The organism is Rathayibacter sp. Leaf248 (assembly GCF_920939495.1).
Taxonomy (GTDB): domain Bacteria; phylum Actinomycetota; class Actinomycetes; order Actinomycetales; family Microbacteriaceae; genus Rathayibacter; species Rathayibacter caricis.
Genome location: NZ_CAKLAV010000001.1, coordinates 1,837,348 through 1,853,160, shown reverse-complemented (window position 1 = coordinate 1,853,160; position 15,813 = coordinate 1,837,348). Strand labels below are relative to the sequence as shown.

Sequence of the window (15,813 nt, the reverse complement as noted above, 5' to 3'; positions counted from 1 at the left end):
CACTCCTTGGGGGTACGAGCCGATACAGTCCGACGTGACGGAGAATTCATCTCCCCGATTCATCGGCGAAACATCCGCTGAGATAACGTCATGAGACCCTCGCGCCGAATCCCCGGGATCAGTGGCGCCGGTGGGTCGAACGAGCACGACAGGATCACGAGGGGCGGCGATGGACGGGATCACGACCGGCACCGCCTCGGCGGGCGCCCCGGCGCCCACCCCGTCCCGACGGACGAGCGGACACCGGGCCGAGCGCGTCGTCCGCGCCGTTCCGCGCTGGTGGTTCCTGCTGCGGCGGGTCCTCCTCGTGCCCCTGATCGCGCTCGCGCTGCTCGGTGCGGGGATCCCGCTCTACGTGACGCCCCCCATCGAGCGGATCCCCGAGCAGGCCGACGCCGTCTTCGTCCTCGGCCCCTCCACCCGGGCCCGCGTCGAGTACGCGCGCCGCATCATCGAGTCGGGAGCCACCGAAGTGATGGTGCTGTCGGTCGGCCCCGAGGAGATGCAGGCCGACTACGAGGACAAGAAGTACAAGAAGTGCAACGAAGAGGGCGGCGACGTCCTCTGCTACGCGGCCGAACCGCTGACCACCCAGGGCGAGGCGCGGCAGCTCGAGCGGATGGCCGAGGAGTACGGCTGGGACTCGGTGATCGTGATGACGAACGAGCCGCACATCGTCCGCGCGCGGATGATCATGGAGCGCTGCTACTCGGGAGAGATCTCGATGATCCCCTCGAACGAGCCCATGGGGTTCGACTACCTGATCGGCCAGTACTTCTACCAGACCGGCGGATTCCTGAAGGCGTTCTTCGTCACGAACACCTGCTGAGCGCTGCGATAGTGTTCATGCGCGTCGCGCCGAGGTGCCTCGCGAGGACGTCCGGAGCACTCCCGGGGAACGCCCGGCCGGCGGATCGCCCCGCCCGGGCGACGCGACAGACCCCGACCCGCACCCGAAAGGCCCGCCTGTGACGCAAGCACGCTCGATCTTCGCCGTCGGACGAGGACAGTACGAGAACATCGGCGACATCATCCTCCGGCGCCAGCTCCTCGACTGGCTGCGCGAGGCCGGGCCGATGCACGTCTACGTCGGTCACTCGCCGTGGGGCTACGACGACGGCCTGCGCCTGGGCCCGGACGACACGGTCTACCGCTCGCTCGTGCGCTGGTACGCGGCCCTCGCCCGCGAGGCGCTCGCCGGTCGTGCGCACTCGGTCTTCAAGCCGGGCGAGATCCAGCTGACGCTGATCGGCATGAAGGAGCACCTGGTCATGCTCCCCGGGATCGCCCTCGTGCGCCTGGGCGGCGGCAAGGTCATCCGAGCCGGAGTCGGCACGAGGAACTTCGCCCCGCTGCCGCGCGCGATCATGTGGCCCTCGATGGCCCTCTCGAGCTACACCCGCTGGCGCGACGACCGCACCGCCTCGTACATGCGGGTGGGAGCGGCGATGCCGGACCTCGGCTACGGCGAGGGCGCGACGGACGACGAGATCCGCTCGTTCCTGCAGGAGCCGGAGGATGCGCGCCGCATCCTCGTCCTCTCCCTCCGCGAGGACCACGAGGTCGACGCGCGTCCCTACCCCCGCAAGGAGTGGCTGGACGCCATCGCCGCCTACGCGCAGCGCGAGGACCTCGACATCCACGTGGTCACGCAGGTCGCGGTCGACTCCGACCGGTCGCGCCGCCTCGCCGCCGACCTCGGCGCCGAGCTCCTGGACTGGGACCCGAGCGACACCCACGACCAGCACGAGGTGAAGCTCCGCGAGCTCTACCGCCGCACGCGCATCGCCCTGAGCGACCGCCTGCACGTCATCATCATGGCGTTCACCGAGGGCGCGGTCCCCGTCAGCCTGCAGATGGACTCCTCGACCAAGGCGTCCCGCCACTTCGAGACGATCGGCGTCGACGGCGTCACCCTCGACATGTCGAAGGCGCGCCCCGAGGACGCGGTCGAGTTCCTCGGCGCCGTCGCCGGCCGGCGTCGCGAGCTGCTCGAGGCGCTGCTGGAGGCCCGCGGTCGCCTCCGCGGCGTGCGCGACGACATCCAGTCGCTCCTCCGCACGCCCAGCCGGGGGAGCCGCGCCCGCGGTGCCGCCGCGAAGCGCCCGGTCTACCACGTGGGCCGCAGCGGCGAGGTGCCCGGGGGCATGACCCAGGTGGTCAACGGCTACCTGGCCTGGCCCTTCGAGCGCTCCGAGGTCGGAGTGATCTCGTCGCGCACCGCTCCCGGTGAGCACGTGGCGGGGGCCCGCCTGGCGGCGTCGGCCGCCGCGCGGATCGTGGCGCTCGCCCGGCGCGAGCCGCAGGCCGTCGTCGTCGTGCACCTCTCGGAGCGGGGCTCGTTCCTGCGCGAGGGATCGCTCCTGCGCCTCGCGCACCGCCTGGGCCTGCGCACCGTCGCCCACCTGCACGGCAGCGAGTTCGCCGCGTTCACCCGGGCGCACCCGTCGCTGGTGAAGAACGTGCTGCGGAGCGCGGACGAGGTCATCTCGCTCTCGGAGGAGACGTCCGAGATCTGCCGGCGCTACGCGCCCGCCGACCGCGTGCACCTCGTGCCGAACGCGATCGAGAAGGGGACGCCGTCGGCCAAGACCGACACGGTCGTCTTCGGAGGGGTCGTCAGCCGGCGCAAGGGCGTCGACGTTCTGCAGAAGGCCTGGGCCGATCTCGCGAAGGGCGACACGTGGCGCCTGCTCGTAGCGGGTCCGATCCGCGAGGAGGAGATCGTCGACCGGAGCATCCCCGGCATCGAGTTCCTCGGCTCGCTCGAGCACGACCGCCTGCTCGACCTGCTCGACGAGGCGGCGATCGCGGTGCTGCCCTCGCGCGACGAGGCCATGCCCATGTTCATCCTCGAGGCGATGGCGCGCGACGCCGCCGTCGTCTCGACCGCCGTCGGCGGGATCCCCGAGGTGCTGTCGGAGGGTGTCGGCTCGGTCGTGCCCGCGGGCGACGCCGAGGCCCTCACCTCCGCGCTGCGCGAGCTGATCGACGACGCCGAGGCGCGGGCGCAGATGGTCGAGCGGGCCGCGCGCCGGTTCGACGAGCGCTTCTCGGCGACCGCGGTCTTCCCGCGGGTCGAGGACGTCTGGCTCGGCACCGTCGCGCGCTGACCCTGTGGGGTGCGCGGTCGGGCTCGACCGCGCACCCGCGGGGACCGGGAACTCGCCGGGGATAAGGCTGGGGAAGAGGCGCCGGGCGCTCGTGCGCCGGGCGGGGGCGTAAAATCGTCGTGCCTGCGGGATCCGGCGGGTCCGCCCGCGCGGCCGACGCCCGCACCGGACCGCATCCCGCCGCACCGTGAGGCGGACCGCCCCGCATCCTCCGCCGACCGCACCACCAGAGAGGCTCGATCGTGGCCGAAGCCGCCGACACCGCCCGGACGACGAGCCGCACCTGGCTCCTCCCGCTGGGTCGCGCGATCGTCGCCGCCGTCGCCGGATGCACGGTCACGTTCTCGCCCGACCACAGCCCCGTCCTGGGCCTCGCCGTGTTCGCGGGCTTCGCGCTGCTCACGGGCGCGCTGTCGCTCCTCCTGGCCCTGCGCACCCTCACCGGACCGGGTCGCGCTCCCGCGCTCGTGTCGGCCGGAGTGACGCTGCTCGCGGGAGTGCTCGCGCTGGTCGCGCTGCCCGTCCCGTCGCTGATGCTGTTCATCGCCCTCGTCTCGGGCTGGGGCCTCGTCGCGGGCACCTTCGAGTTGGTCTCCGGGCGCCGCCGCAGCGGACTCGCCGCGCGCGACTCCGTCGTCGTCGGAGCCGGGACGCTCCTGCTCGGAGCGGCCTTCGCGCTCCTCCCGCCCCATCCCGTCGTCTCGGTGGGGCTCCTCGGCGCCTACGCCGTGATGGTCGCCGTCTACCTCGGGATCGCCGCGTTCTCGCTCAAGTGGGCGGGCGCCTCCGACGCCGTCGCGCCCTCCACCCCGACCACCGGAGGAGACCGATGACCGCCGAAGGCCCCACCCCCGACTCCGGCTCGACCCCGGGCGCCGACGACGAGCACTTCACGCCCCGCACGTTCCAGCCCACCCGCAAGGATCGTCTGCGCCCGCTCGAGCTGATCGGCTTCTCGGCCGTCATGGCGCTCTTCGTCGGCGGCGTGGTGCTGCTGTCGACCCGCGAGATCGTGGTGGCGCTGATCTCGTTCGGAGTGACGTTCATCGTCGTGCTCGTCGCGATCGCGATGTTCTCGCTCACCTTCAAGCCCGACGGCGCCGAGATCGCCGACATCGACGAGCAGGACCGCGGGCACGGGGCCTGATCCCCGTCGCGGTCCCGTGACCGCCTAAGCACCTCCTGATCGCGGCGGTGTCGGAGGTGCGCGTTAGCGTGCCGCCGTGGCTGAGCAGATCGGACGATGGTGGCGGCGCCGGCGCTTCTCGCGCGGCGTCGAGGTGCCGTACGCGGTGGGCACCTACCGGGAGGCGTGGCGGTCGTACCCGGTGCTCGTACGCCAGTACCGGCCCGAGTACAACGAGGGCATCGTCCTGAGCCAGATCCCGCCGGCCGCCGATGTCTACCTCTGCTGGCTCTGCGACACGGGTCACCTGTTCGTGGCGACGCCCGAGGAGCAGCGGATGCGGCCGGGGCGCGAGCGGCGGCGCTCGTCGTGGTGCCCGGACTGCGCCGAGGCGGCGGCTCCCCGAGGGCCGCGGGCGGCGCCGATGCGGGAGGACGTGGGGGAGCCGATGGTGGTGGCGCTCGCCCGGGCGGCGTCGGCGGGGCGCACGGCGTCACCTGCTGCCTCTGCGGCTGCTGCTCCCGTGCGCGCTGTCGCCCCGCGCCCCTCCTCCCGTCGCCCTCCGCGGCTCTGCTCGAAGACGCCGGATCTGCCCGTCGGCGAGCCGTTCGCGAGCCGCTGCGCTCCTCCGCCCGCCTCGGCCGTCGAGGCGCGACTGCGGGCGCTGCTCGCCGAGCGCCTGCAGTTCGAGCCGGGGCTCACGGCGGTGCGGCTCAGGCAGCCGTTCTTCGACCACCTCGAGGCGTGGCCCGACGTGGTGCTCGCCGAGCTGCGCGTCGCGATCGAGTACGACTCGACGGGTCGGCACGGGCTCGAGCACGTCGGGAAGCGCGAGGAGGCCGACCGGCGGAAGGACCGTGCGGTGAGAGCGGCCGGCTGGGAGGTGCTGCGCGTGCGGACGGGGAGGCTCGCTCCGCTCGGTCCGTTCGATCTGACCGCGTCGGCGGTCTCGCCGGCCCTCGCGGACCGGGTCCTCGAGCGGCTGCGCGAGATCCGCGGGCCGCTGCTCGTGGATGCGTGGTGCCGCTGACTCCGATGGTCGTCAGGTGCGCAGCGCCAGGGCCTCGCTGACCCAGCGGCGGTGAGTCGCCCACGGATCGGGCTCGCCCGCCCGGACCGTCTCGACGTGACGGTCGAGGGCGGGGCTCCGCGCGAACCACTCCGTGCGCTCGAGGCGCTCGGCGGCGAACTGCGCGTGCCGGTGCTGCTCGAGCGATCGACCGCCGCGCTCGAAGGCCAGCAGCTCCTCGTGCCGCAGCCGGTGCAGCCGCTGGCGCGGGTTGGCGCTCGTGCCGATCTTCAGCCGGTCGCCGAAGCGGATGTAGTACACCACCTCGACGCGCGGCGGCCCGAGCTCGCCGTCGGGCACCTCGCCGTGCCGCCACTCGCACGCGGCGCAGAGCCAGGCCGACGGCAGGTGGACGCCGAGCCGGGATCCGCAGACGGGGCACGGCGACGGCAGCGCGTCGACGACTCCGTCCTCGCGGGCGACCCAGTCGTGGGCGAGGCCGAGGTGCGCCGCGCACAGCGCGACGGGTGCGCCCGCCTCGGTCGGCAGAGCGCACCCGTCGATGCTGCAGGCGGTGACGGCGGCGGTGCGGCGGCGGGGCATGCCCCGACGCTACGCACGACCGCCGACACCGGCGCCTCCGTCAGTTCAGGCGGTCGACCAGGGCCGAGGCTGCGCCCGTGTAGCCCGCGGGGGTCAGCGCCAGCAGGCGCGCCTTCGCGGACCCGCCGATGTCGAGACCGTCGACGAAGGCCGCGAGGTCCTCGGCGCCGAGGCGCTTGCCGCGGGTGAGGTCCTTGAGCATCGCGTAGGGGTCGGTGATCGAGGAGCGCCCGGCGGTCACCTCCGCGCGGATCACGGTCTGGATCGCCTCGGCGAGCACCTCCCAGTTGGTGTCGAGATCGGCCGCGAGCGCGCGCGGGTCGAGGTCGATCTCGAGCAGGCCGCGCGCGATGTTGTCGAGGGCGAGCAGGGAGTGGCCGAAGGCGACTCCGATGTTGCGCTGCGTCGTCGAGTCGGTCAGGTCGCGCTGCAGCCGCGAGGTGACGAGGGTCTGCGCGAGGGAGTCGAGCAGTGCGCTCGAGAGCTCGAGGTTGGCCTCGGCGTTCTCGAACCGGATCGGGTTGATCTTGTGCGGCATGGTCGACGAGCCCGTCGCTCCGGCCTGCGGGATCTGCCGGAAGTAGCCGAGCGAGATGTAGGTCCAGATGTCCGTGCAGATGTTGTGCAGGATCCGGTTGGCGTGCGCGGCCTTGCCGTAGAGCTCGGCCTGCCAGTCGTGCGACTCGATCTGGGTGGTCAGCGGGTTGAAGTCGAGACCGAGCGAGGTGACGAACTCCTCGGCGAGACCGGCCCAGTCGACGTCGGGATCGGCGGCGAGGTGCGCGGCGAACGTGCCGGTCGCTCCGCTGAACTTGCCCAGGTACTCCGTGGCGTCGATCTGCGCGAGGACGCGCTCGAGGCGGTACGCGTAGACCGCGAACTCCTTGCCCATCGTGGTCGGCGTCGCCGGCTGGCCGTGCGTGCGGCTGAGCATGGACTCGTCGCGGTAGCGCACCGCCAGCTCGCGGAGGGAGTCGACGACCGAGCGGAGCTTGGGCTGCCAGATCTCGCCGACGGCCTGCCGCACGACGATCGCGTAGGAGAGGTTGTTGATGTCCTCGCTGGTGGCGGCGAAGTGGGTGAGCTCGGCGATGCGGTCCAGGCCCAGGTCGGCCAGCCAGTGACGGACGAGGTACTCCACGGCCTTCACGTCGTGGCGCGTGGTCGCCTCGAGGGTCGCGAGCTCGTCGATCTCGGCCTGGCCGAAGTCGCGGGCGCGACGGCGCAGCTCCTCCGCCGTGGCGGCGTCGACGGGCTCGGAGCCGAACAGCCGTCGGTCGGTCAGGGCGAGCAGCCACTCGACCTCGACGTGCACCCGCGCCCGGTTCAGGCCCGCCTCCGAGAGGTACTCGCCGAGCGAGGAGACGGCGGAGCTGTAGCGGCCGTCGAGCGGGCTGAGCGGCTGGAGGGGGAGCGTCATGCGGTGGTGCCTTCCGGTTCTCGGGGGGAGTCGGTGAGGGACGCGCGGTTGCCGCGCAGTCCGGGTTCGATCTGGGCGAAGAGCGACTCGCAGGCCCGCTCGATGAGCGCGAGCACGGAGTCGAACGCCGCCGCATCGGAATAGTAGGGGTCGGGCACGTCGCCCTGCGGGGAGAGGCCCGGCTCGAAGGCGAGCAGCCGGCGGACCTTCTGGCGGTCGACGTCCGTCCGCGCCCAGGAGCGCAGGGCGCGCTCGTGACCGTGGTCGAGGGCGACGACCAGGTCGAACTCCCCGAACCGCGAGGGATCGAAGAGCTGGGCGCGGTGGCGGGCGCCGTCCAGGCCCCGTCGCTCGAGGGCGTCGAGCGCGCGGTGGTCGGCCTGCTCGCCGAGATGCCACTCGCCGGTGCCGGCCGAGGTGATCTCGATGACCGAGCCGAGGCCTGCCCGCTCGGCCAGCGAGCGCAGGACGACCTCGGCCATCGGCGATCGGCAGATGTTGCCGGTGCAGACGAAGCACACGGCGAAGGCCGAGGGCGCGAGGGGGCGGGGGGTCACCCGCTCATTCTGGTGCACGAGGGCTCCCTCACACCCGGTCGGTCCGCTCCGTCCTCCCCCGAACCGACCCGGCGGTGCCCGGCCGCGCGGTCGTGTGGCGATGCTGGCTCCGCGGGGGCCCGATGACGGAGGCGAGCACGGTGATCGAGCACACGGCGCACGGGGCGGGGCCGCAGCTCCGCGTCCTCGCGGAGAGGGTGGGCGAGCTGCGGGCGGAGGCGGCGGGGCTCGTCCCCGACGCCGACTGGGAGGACGCGGCGGCGAGGGGCTTCGCGGAGCGGGCGGCCCGGATCCTGGGCGATCTCGCGGTCCTCGAGGCGAGCGCGGCGATGCTCGCGGAGGGCGTGCGGTGACCGCGCGGGTCGAGACGCTCGAGCTCGACGAGCGGAAGCGGATGCTGAGCGTGCTCGGGGCGGGTCTCACCGAGTGCGCGGCCGAGGTCGACGCGGCGGCGCCGGCCGTCGCGCTCACCTCGCCGGAGCGCTCGGGCGAGCTCGGCCTCCTCGGCGCGCGGCTGCGCGTGCTCGCCCAGGAGGCGGACGTGCTGCGGGCGGCTCTGGCGAGCGCCGCTGCCGCGTACGAGCGGGCGGAGGAGCCGCCGCCGCTGCGACCCGGCTCCGCTCCCGTCGTCGCGGTGGTCGCCTTCGCGCGACGGGCGGAGGAGTCGCTCGGGCACCGCGCACCGACCGCGCTCGCGGACGCTGCGGCGCTCGTGCGCGCGACGACGGAGGCGGTGCACGGTGTCGGAGCGGCGCTGCTCGCGGGCGGCGACCGGGCCGCGCTCGAGCAGGAGCGCGACGAGCTGGTGCGGGCGCTGCTGGGCGATCCGCTGGTGCTCGAGGGGATCCGCGCGCTGATCTCGACGATCGGGCTGGGGACCGAGATCGGAGTACTGCTGCTGCCGCCGCCGATCGCGGCCGCACTCGGCGCCCCGCCTGACGAGCGGGTGATCGGCACCGGCGTCGGCTCGGCGTCGGGGGTGCTCGTCGTGCTCGGGACGCTGCTGGGCGCGGTGCCCCCGCCGGGTGAGCGGCGGCTCCGTCTCGAGCGGGCGGATCCTCCTGCGCCGCCCTTCGGATCGGCCGCCGCCCCGCCGCGCGGCTGGGGCGAGCTCGCGGGGCGGGTCCCGCCGAGCGACCCGGACGGGCCGCAGGTCGTGATCGAGCGCTACGGATCGGAGTGGCTCGTCGCCGTCTCGGGGACGACCGACTGGAGCGGGGATCCCGCGCAGGCTTTCGGGGCCGCCGCGAACCTGCAGGCGATGAGCGGGAGCGCCGGGACCTCGGTGCAGGGGACGCTGGCCGCGATGGAGGCGGCGGGCGTGCCTCCGGGAGCGCCCGTCACGATCGTCGCGCACTCGCAGGGCGGGCTGATCGCGGCGCGCGTCGCGCAGTCGGGGCGGTACGACGTGCACGACGTCGTCGCGTTCGGCAGCCCGATCCGGGGTCTGGATCTGCCCGACGGCACCCGGACCGTGTCGGTCGAGCACTCGGACGACCTGGTGCCGGCCCTCGCCGGATTCGGGCGGACCAGCGCGCTGGAGCCGGGCGTCGTCCGCGTGGAGCGGGGGTCCGATCCCGTCGCGACGCTGCAGGAGGGCGCCGTGCCCGCGCACGCACTCCACTCCTACATCGCGACCGCGCAGACCCTCGACAGCGACCCGCGCCTGGCGGTCGCCGGTGCGGGGCTCTTCGCCCTGTGGCGCTCGGCACCCGACTCCCGGGTCGGCGTCCGCCTGACGACGGTGCCGGTCAGCTCTCGCGGCTCCGCAGGAACGGGCGCACGAGGAGCCCGATGAACCAGTTGACGATCGCGAGCACGAGGGCGCCGAGCACGCCCCACCAGAAGCCGTCCACCTCGAGTCCGAACCCGAACAGGCCGCTGACCCAGGCGGTCAGGAGCAGGAGCGCCCCGTTGACGAGGAACGAGATCAGCCCGAGCGTCAGCAGGTACAGCGGGAACGCGACCACGCGGATCACGCCGCCGACGACGGCGTTCACGACTCCGAAGATCACCGCCACGAGGAGGTACGTGAGGACGGCGGCGGTGGCCCCCTCCTCGTACGGAGCGACGCGCACCCCCGCCACCACGAGCGTGGTGAGCCAGATCGCGACGGCGTTGGTCAGGAGGCCGAGGAGGAGTCTGCGCATGCCTCCACTATCCCGGTCCGCGGGGCCGCCCGCGAGAGCCGGTGGGTCAGCGGGGGTCGTCGATCGACGGCGAGGGGACGGGCGGGCAGAGCGAGGGGTCGCTGCCGCAGTCGGGGATCGGATCGATCGGCGGCTGCCGGGTCGGAGTGGGCTCGGGCTGCTCCGGCGGTTCCGGCTGCGCCGGGGGCTGCGGCGGCGGCTCCGGCTGCGCGGGGGGCGCCGTCGGCTGCGGCTCGACGGGCGGCTCGGTCGGAGTCGGCTCCGGGGTGGGCTGCGCGGGTGGGGGAGTGGCCGCGGGCGGCTGGGGTGCCTGCGTGGCGCGCGGCGGGACTCCGCTGCCGGGAGGCGGGATCAGCGGGTCCCGCGCGTCCAGCACGGCGCGGGCGGGAGCGGCCAGACCGCCGCGGGCGGCGACGGCCGCCTCGAGCTCGCCCATCGCGGTGCGCAGTGCGGCTCGGCGGGCGCTGGACCCGGAGCCGGAGGCGAGGGTGCCGGCACCGAGGCCCAGCACGCGATCCGCGACGACGAGCTCGGCGTCGACGGCGGCATCGGCCGCGGCCGTCAGCTCCTCGGTCGAGACGCCGGCGAGGGCGGCGGTGAGAGCGGGGACGGAGGCGAGGAGGTCGCCCCTGGCGCTGCCCTCGACCGAGCGGTCGGTGGCCGCGAGCAGGGCGAGCACGTCGTCGCGGACGCTCAGCGCCCGCTCCTTCGCCGCGGTGAACTCGGCCGGAGCGGTCACCTCGATCGACGTCTCGCGGGGCGTCGGAGGGGGACCGGCCGCGTCCTCCTTCGGGGTGCAGGCGACGAGCGCGAGGGTCAGCAGGCCCGCCGAGACGGCGGCGACGACGCGGTGAGGCTCCCGGTGCGCACCAGGGCACCGCTCGGTTCGCCGTCGACTCCGCATGACGGCACCTTATCGGGGGACAGGGCCTCGATCGGCCCCCGAAGAAGGGAGCTTGCCGCGGGCCAGGGGGTGTGTGTCCCCCCTGCCGCCTACCATGGGCGGGTGACAGACCCGTCGGCCCCTCCCGTCCGCCTCCGCCCCGAGATCCTCGCCCTCCCGGCCTACCGCCAGGGTCGAGCGGCGGCCGCCGACGCGTTCAAGCTGTCCTCGAACGAGAATCCGTTCGATCCGCTGCCCTCCGTCCTGCACGAAGTGCACGCGGTGAGCGACTTCAACCGCTACCCCGATGCGGCGGCGACCGCCCTGCGGACGGCGCTCGCCGAGGAGTACGGCGTCGGTCTCGACGAGGTGATCGTCGGGGCCGGATCCGTCGCCGTCATCGCGCAGCTCATCAGTGCGGCGGCCGGAGCGGGCGACGAGGTCGTCTACGCCTGGCGCTCGTTCGAGGCGTACCCCTCCCTCGTCACCACCGCCGGAGCGACGAGCGTGCGCGTCCCGCTGCGCGCCGACGACACGCACGACCTCGACGCGATGGCGCTGGCGATCACCGAGCGCACCCGCCTGGTGATCGTCTGCAGCCCCAACAACCCCACCGGCACGATCGCGACCGCCGACGACGTCGAGGCGTTCCTCGAGCGGGTCCCGAGCGACGTCCTCGTCCTCCTCGACGAGGCGTACGCCGAGTTCGTCGACGACGAGCGCGCCGTCGACGGCACGGCGCTGCTCGGCCGGTACCCCAACCTGGTGATCGCCCGCACCTTCTCCAAGGCCTACGGGCTCGCGGGACTGCGCGTCGGCTACGCGATCGGCCACCCCCGGATCCTCGACGCGGCGCGGTCGACCGCGATCCCGCTCTCGGTGACCCGGTTCGCCGAGACCGCCGCCGTCGCGTCCCTCCGACACCGCGAGGAGCTGCTCGAGCGCGTGCACCGCATCGTCGCGCTCCGCGACCGCGTGCAGCAGTCGCTCCGGGAGGCGGGCTGGACGCTGCCCGACTCGCAGGCCAACTTCCTCTGGTTCGACACGCGCGAGCAGACGGAGTGGGCCGCGAGCGTCTTCGAGCGGGCCGGCGTCGTCGTCCGGGCGTTCCCGCCGGAGGGCATCCGGGTCTCGATCGGCGAGGAGGAGTCTGTCGACAAGCTCCTCTCGGCGGCGGCCGAGATTGTGGGGTCCCTCCCGCAGGGGCATCCCGCGAGGCGGATAGGTTAGTCGGGTGGTAGTCACCAGCACGGAGTCGCCGACGGTCCAGTTCCTCACCGCGGACGGGCGCTTCGCCCCGACCCCCGCGGCAGAGCAGTACGCCTCCTTCCTCGACGGGATCGGCGAGGAGCAGCACCGCTCCTTCTATCGCGAGATGGCGGTGGTCCGGCGCTTCGACAAGGAGGCCGCGAACCTCCAGCGGCAGGGTCAGCTCGGGCTCTGGGTGCCCAGCCACGGCCAGGAGGCGGCGCAGGTCGGCTCGGCCTTCGCGATGCGCCCGCAGGACCACGTGTTCCCCTCCTACCGCGAGCACGTCGTCGGCAAGATCCGCGGCATCGACCTGCTGAACGTCCTCGCTCTGCTGCGCGGCACCACGCACGGCGGCTGGGATCCCACCGATCCGGCGAACGGCAACTTCCACCTCTACACGCTCGTGCTCGGCTCGCAGGCGCTGCACTCCACCGGTTACGCGATGGGGCTGACCTTCGACGGGGCGACCGGCACCGGCGACCCCGAGAAGGACGCGGCGGTCGTCGTCTACTTCGGCGACGGCGCCTCGAGCCAGGGCGACGTCAGCGAGGCGATGGTCTTCGCCGCGAGCTACCAGACGCCCCAGGTCTTCTTCCTGCAGAACAACCACTACGCGATCTCGGTGCCCGTGGCGACGCAGTCGCGCAGCCCGCTCTACCTCCGCTCCTCCGGCTTCGGGATCCCCGGCGTGCAGATCGACGGCAACGACGTGCTCGCGAGCTACGCCGTCACCGCGAAGCACCTCCAGGACGCCCGCTCGGGCGGCGGACCCCAGTTCATCGAGGCGCTCACCTACCGCATCGGCGCGCACACCTCGAGCGACGACCCGACGAAGTACCGCACCGACGACGAGCTCGCCTCGTGGATCGCGAAGGACCCGCTCACGCGCTTCGCCGCGTACCTGCGCACCGAGGGAGTGGAGCAGTCCTTCTTCGACGAGGTCGACGCGGAGGCGGAGGACTACGCGTCCGACATCCGCCGCCGGCTGCTCGAGCTGGAGGCGCCGCCGGTCGACGTGATCTTCGACCACGTGTACTCGGAACCGCATCCGCAGGTGGCCGAGCAGAAGGCGTGGCTGCAGCGCTACGAGGACTCGTTCGGAGGCGACCCGCGATGACGATCGACACCAGCACCACGGCTGCCCAGCCGCACCTCTCCGAGGAGCAGCTCCAGTCGATGTCCATGGCCAAGGCGCTCAACGCCGGCCTCCGCCGCGCGATGACCGAGAACGACCGCGTCCTGCTGATGGGCGAGGACATCGGCCCCCTCGGCGGCGTCTTCCGCATCACCGAGGGACTGCACGCCGAGTTCGGACCGCAGCGCGTCCTCGACACCCCGCTCGCCGAGTCCGGCATCGTCGGGACCGCGATCGGACTCGCCATGCGCGGCTTCCGGCCCGTCTGCGAGATCCAGTTCGACGGCTTCATCTACCCGGCCTTCGACCAGATCACCTCGCAGCTGGCCAAGATGACCAACCGGCACGAGGGGCAGCTGAGCATGCCCGTCGTGATTCGCGTGCCGTACGGCGGACACATCGGAGCGGTCGAGCACCACCAGGAGAGCAACGAGGCGTACTTCGCGCACACCGCCGGTCTGCGCGCGGTGAGCCCGTCCACGCCCAACGACGCCTACTGGATGATCCAGGAGGCCATCGCCTCGGACGACCCGGTGATGTTCTTCGAGCCCAAGAGCCGCTACTGGCCCAAGGGCGACGTCGACCTGCGCGCCTCCGCCGTTCCGCTGCACGCCTCCCGCGTCGTGCGACCGGGCACCGAGGTGACCGTCGTCGGCTGGGGCCCGATGGTGTCGGTGCTGCTCCAGGCCGCCGAGCTCGCGGGCGAGGAGGGGACGAGCATCGAGGTCGTCGACCTCCGCTCGCTCTCGCCGATCGACTGGGAGCCGCTGCTCGAGTCGGTGCGCCGGACCGGCCGCCTCGTCGTCGCCCAGGAGGCGTCCGCGAACGTGAGCCTCGGCTCCGAGATCGCGGCGACCGTCACCGAGCGCGCCTTCTACTCGCTCGAGGCGCCCGTGCTGCGGGTCGCCGGCTTCGACACCCCGTTCCCACCCGCCAAGGTCGAGAAGATCTTCCTCCCCGACGTCGACCGCGTGCTCGAGGCCGTCGACCGCTCCCTCGCGTACTGACGCGTCCGCGTCCCACCCGACGCGTCCGCGTCCCTCCAGCGTCAGAAAGCAGATCCCGACGATGACAGAGCAGTTCCTCCTCCCCGATGTCGGCGAGGGCCTCACCGAGGCCGAGATCGTGGCCTGGAAGGTCAAGGTCGGCGACGAGGTCGCCGTCAACCAGGTCCTCGTCGAGATCGAGACCGCGAAGTCCCTGGTCGAGCTGCCGTCCCCGTTCAGCGGCACCGTCGTCGACGTCCTCGTCGACGAGGGCCAGACGGTCGACGTCGGCACCCCGATCATCACCGTGCAGGCGGGAGCCGGCACCCTCGGGTCCGAGATCCCCGCGATCCCCGCCCACCCGGCGCAGGCGGCTCCGCCCGCCCCGTCGACGACCGAGCCCGGAGAGGGATCGGGCGCCGCGCTCGTCGGCTACGGCACCGCGGGCGGCCACGTCGCCACCCGTCGCCGCCGACCGCAGGGCGCTCCGGCCGCCGCGGCCCCCGCGCGCCCGGCCGCGCCGCCGCGCCCGACGTCGGTCCCCGCCGCGGCCGCGCTCCCCGTCATCGCGAAGCCGCCCATCCGCAAGCTCGCGAAGGACCTCGACGTCGACCTCCTCGAGGTGCAGGCCACCGGCCTCGCCGGCGAGGTCACCCGCGACGACGTCATCCGCCACGCCTCGCAGGCCAGCGTCTTCCGCAACATCCAGACCCCCGCCTGGGCCGACTCCCGCGAGGAGCGGATCCCGGTGCGCGGCGTCCGCAAGGCCATCGCCGCCGCGATGTCGCAGAGCGCCTTCACCGCGCCGCACGTCAGCGTCTTCGTCGACGTCGACGCCACGCGCAGCATGGAGTTCGTCAAGCGCCTGAAGAACTCGCCCGACTTCGCCGGCACCAAGGTGTCGCCGCTGCTGATCATGGCGAAGGCCATCATCTGGGCGGTCCGGAGGAACCCGACCGTCAACTCGGCGTGGACCGACTCCGAGATCATCGTGCGCCACTACGTCAACCTCGGCATCGCCGCGGCCACCCCCCGCGGACTGATCGTGCCGAACGTGAAGGACGCCCAGTCGATGAGCCTGCTCGAGCTGGCCCAGGCCCTCGAGAAGCTCACGCTCGACGCCCGCGACGGCAAGACGGCGCCCGCCGACATGCAGAACGGCACCATCACGATCACCAACATCGGCGTCTTCGGGATGGACACGGGCACTCCGATCCTGAACCCCGGCGAGGTCGCGATCATCGCGCTGGGCACGATCAAGCAGAAGCCGTGGGTCGTCGACGGCGAGGTCCGTCCCCGCTACGTGACCACGGTCGGCGGATCGTTCGACCACCGCGTTGTCGACGGCGACGTGGTGAGCCGCTTCGTGGCCGACGTGGCGAGCGTGCTGGAGGAGCCGGCGCTGCTGCTGGACTGAGTCCGATTCGACGAGGTCCTCGTCGATCGGCGCGCGGTCGGCTGTTCGAGTCGGGCGCGGTCGGCAGAGCGGAGTGCGTTCCGCTACGCGATCCGCTCGCACACGGATCGCCCCGTGGCGTCGCGTGGTCGGCTCGGCGAGGTGGTCCCGTTCTCCGGGGAGG

At 73.1% G+C, this 15,813-nt stretch carries 16 protein-coding genes; 11 read left to right on the top strand and 5 right to left on the bottom strand.

Annotated features, from left to right (window positions below; genetic code table 11):
* Positions 1-169: 169 nt before the first annotated feature.
* The 5 genes from LRG51_RS09120 to LRG51_RS09100 all read left to right on the top strand — a co-directional run bounded on the left by LRG51_RS09120 (position 170) and on the right by LRG51_RS09100 (position 5,269).
* Positions 170-829, top strand: coding sequence for a YdcF family protein (locus tag LRG51_RS09120; protein WP_055785921.1), 660 nt, complete (start codon positions 170-172; stop codon positions 827-829).
* A 139-nt stretch (positions 830-968) separates the two neighbouring features.
* Positions 969-3,113: a glycosyltransferase family 4 protein gene (locus LRG51_RS09115; protein WP_230672331.1), complete on the top strand. Its 2,145-nt coding sequence runs from the start codon at positions 969-971 to the stop codon at positions 3,111-3,113.
* 242 nt (positions 3,114-3,355) lie between these two features.
* Positions 3,356-3,946 (top strand): DUF308 domain-containing protein, encoded by a 591-nt coding sequence (locus tag LRG51_RS09110; RefSeq protein ID WP_055785928.1) that lies wholly within the window; start codon positions 3,356-3,358, stop codon positions 3,944-3,946.
* Positions 3,943-4,260 (top strand): hypothetical protein, encoded by a 318-nt coding sequence (locus LRG51_RS09105; protein ID WP_230672329.1) that lies wholly within the window; start codon positions 3,943-3,945, stop codon positions 4,258-4,260. The genes LRG51_RS09110 and LRG51_RS09105 overlap by 4 nt, the downstream gene beginning before the upstream one ends.
* 76 nt (positions 4,261-4,336) lie before the next feature.
* Positions 4,337-5,269 carry a hypothetical protein gene (locus LRG51_RS09100; protein ID WP_055785931.1) on the top strand — a complete coding sequence of 311 codons (933 nt, stop codon included), beginning with the start codon at positions 4,337-4,339 and terminating at the stop codon, positions 5,267-5,269.
* Between the two features lie 12 nt (positions 5,270-5,281).
* Here LRG51_RS09100 and LRG51_RS09095 read toward each other — a convergent pair whose 3' ends face one another.
* The 3 genes from LRG51_RS09095 to LRG51_RS09085 are packed head-to-tail and all read right to left on the bottom strand — an operon-like array spanning position 5,282 to position 7,828.
* Positions 5,282-5,851 (bottom strand): GIY-YIG nuclease family protein, encoded by a 570-nt coding sequence (locus LRG51_RS09095; RefSeq protein WP_230672327.1) that lies wholly within the window; start codon positions 5,849-5,851, stop codon positions 5,282-5,284.
* 40 nt (positions 5,852-5,891) lie between these two features.
* Positions 5,892-7,271 (bottom strand): adenylosuccinate lyase, encoded by a 1,380-nt coding sequence (gene purB, locus LRG51_RS09090; protein ID WP_230672325.1) that lies wholly within the window; start codon positions 7,269-7,271, stop codon positions 5,892-5,894.
* Positions 7,268-7,828, bottom strand: coding sequence for a low molecular weight protein-tyrosine-phosphatase (locus LRG51_RS09085; protein ID WP_200930954.1), 561 nt, complete (start codon positions 7,826-7,828; stop codon positions 7,268-7,270). Before LRG51_RS09085 ends, purB begins: the two co-directional genes overlap by 4 nt.
* 122 nt (positions 7,829-7,950) lie before the next feature.
* Between LRG51_RS09085 and LRG51_RS09080 the strand changes: the two genes are divergently transcribed.
* Both LRG51_RS09080 and LRG51_RS09075 read left to right on the top strand, forming a co-directional pair.
* Positions 7,951-8,181, top strand: coding sequence for a hypothetical protein (locus tag LRG51_RS09080; protein ID WP_230672324.1), 231 nt, complete (start codon positions 7,951-7,953; stop codon positions 8,179-8,181).
* Positions 8,178-9,626 carry an alpha/beta hydrolase gene (locus LRG51_RS09075; RefSeq protein ID WP_230672322.1) on the top strand — a complete coding sequence of 483 codons (1,449 nt, stop codon included), beginning with the start codon at positions 8,178-8,180 and terminating at the stop codon, positions 9,624-9,626. Before LRG51_RS09080 ends, LRG51_RS09075 begins: the two co-directional genes overlap by 4 nt.
* Here LRG51_RS09075 and LRG51_RS09070 read toward each other — a convergent pair.
* Both LRG51_RS09070 and LRG51_RS09065 read right to left on the bottom strand, forming a co-directional pair.
* The gene (locus LRG51_RS09070; RefSeq protein ID WP_055785948.1) at positions 9,580-9,978 is read right to left on the bottom strand and encodes a phage holin family protein; all 399 of its coding nucleotides are present in this window, start codon (positions 9,976-9,978) and stop codon (positions 9,580-9,582) included. The two genes, LRG51_RS09075 and LRG51_RS09070, sit on opposite strands and share 47 nt — an antisense overlap.
* 46 nt (positions 9,979-10,024) lie before the next feature.
* Entirely contained in the window at positions 10,025-10,882 is an 858-nt protein-coding gene (locus LRG51_RS09065; protein WP_230672320.1) for a hypothetical protein, read from the bottom strand.
* Positions 10,883-10,984: 102 nt separating this feature from the next.
* Between LRG51_RS09065 and hisC the strand changes: the two genes are divergently transcribed.
* From hisC to LRG51_RS09045, 4 genes are all read left to right on the top strand, one after another.
* Positions 10,985-12,091: a histidinol-phosphate transaminase gene (gene hisC / locus LRG51_RS09060; RefSeq protein ID WP_230672319.1), complete on the top strand. Its 1,107-nt coding sequence runs from the start codon at positions 10,985-10,987 to the stop codon at positions 12,089-12,091.
* 4 nt (positions 12,092-12,095) lie between these two features.
* The gene (locus LRG51_RS09055; RefSeq protein ID WP_230672317.1) at positions 12,096-13,229 is read left to right on the top strand and encodes a thiamine pyrophosphate-dependent dehydrogenase E1 component subunit alpha; all 1,134 of its coding nucleotides are present in this window, start codon (positions 12,096-12,098) and stop codon (positions 13,227-13,229) included.
* Positions 13,230-13,288: 59 nt separating this feature from the next.
* Positions 13,289-14,254, top strand: a complete 966-nt coding sequence (locus LRG51_RS09050; RefSeq protein ID WP_372488142.1) for an alpha-ketoacid dehydrogenase subunit beta — start codon at positions 13,289-13,291, stop codon at positions 14,252-14,254.
* A gap of 61 nt (positions 14,255-14,315) precedes the next feature.
* Positions 14,316-15,650: a dihydrolipoamide acetyltransferase family protein gene (locus LRG51_RS09045; protein ID WP_055785965.1), complete on the top strand. Its 1,335-nt coding sequence runs from the start codon at positions 14,316-14,318 to the stop codon at positions 15,648-15,650.
* Positions 15,651-15,813: the final 163 nt, after the last annotated feature.

What these genes read in the sequence shown, in the direction of transcription:
- LRG51_RS09120 (WP_055785921.1), top strand. Translation starts at nt 170, where the DNA reads ATGGACGGGATCACGACCGGCACCGCCTCGGCGGGCGCCCCGGCGCCC.
- LRG51_RS09105 (WP_230672329.1), top strand. Translation starts at nt 3,943, where the DNA reads ATGACCGCCGAAGGCCCCACCCCCGACTCCGGCTCGACCCCGGGCGCC.
- LRG51_RS09095 (WP_230672327.1), bottom strand. Translation starts at nt 5,851, where the DNA reads ATGCCCCGCCGCCGCACCGCCGCCGTCACCGCCTGCAGCATCGACGGG.
- purB (WP_230672325.1), bottom strand. Translation starts at nt 7,271, where the DNA reads ATGACGCTCCCCCTCCAGCCGCTCAGCCCGCTCGACGGCCGCTACAGC.
- LRG51_RS09080 (WP_230672324.1), top strand. Translation starts at nt 7,951, where the DNA reads ATGACGGAGGCGAGCACGGTGATCGAGCACACGGCGCACGGGGCGGGG.
- LRG51_RS09070 (WP_055785948.1), bottom strand. Translation starts at nt 9,978, where the DNA reads ATGCGCAGACTCCTCCTCGGCCTCCTGACCAACGCCGTCGCGATCTGG.
- LRG51_RS09065 (WP_230672320.1), bottom strand. Translation starts at nt 10,882, where the DNA reads ATGCGGAGTCGACGGCGAACCGAGCGGTGCCCTGGTGCGCACCGGGAG.
- LRG51_RS09050 (WP_372488142.1), top strand. Translation starts at nt 13,289, where the DNA reads ATGTCCATGGCCAAGGCGCTCAACGCCGGCCTCCGCCGCGCGATGACC.
- LRG51_RS09045 (WP_055785965.1), top strand. Translation starts at nt 14,316, where the DNA reads ATGACAGAGCAGTTCCTCCTCCCCGATGTCGGCGAGGGCCTCACCGAG.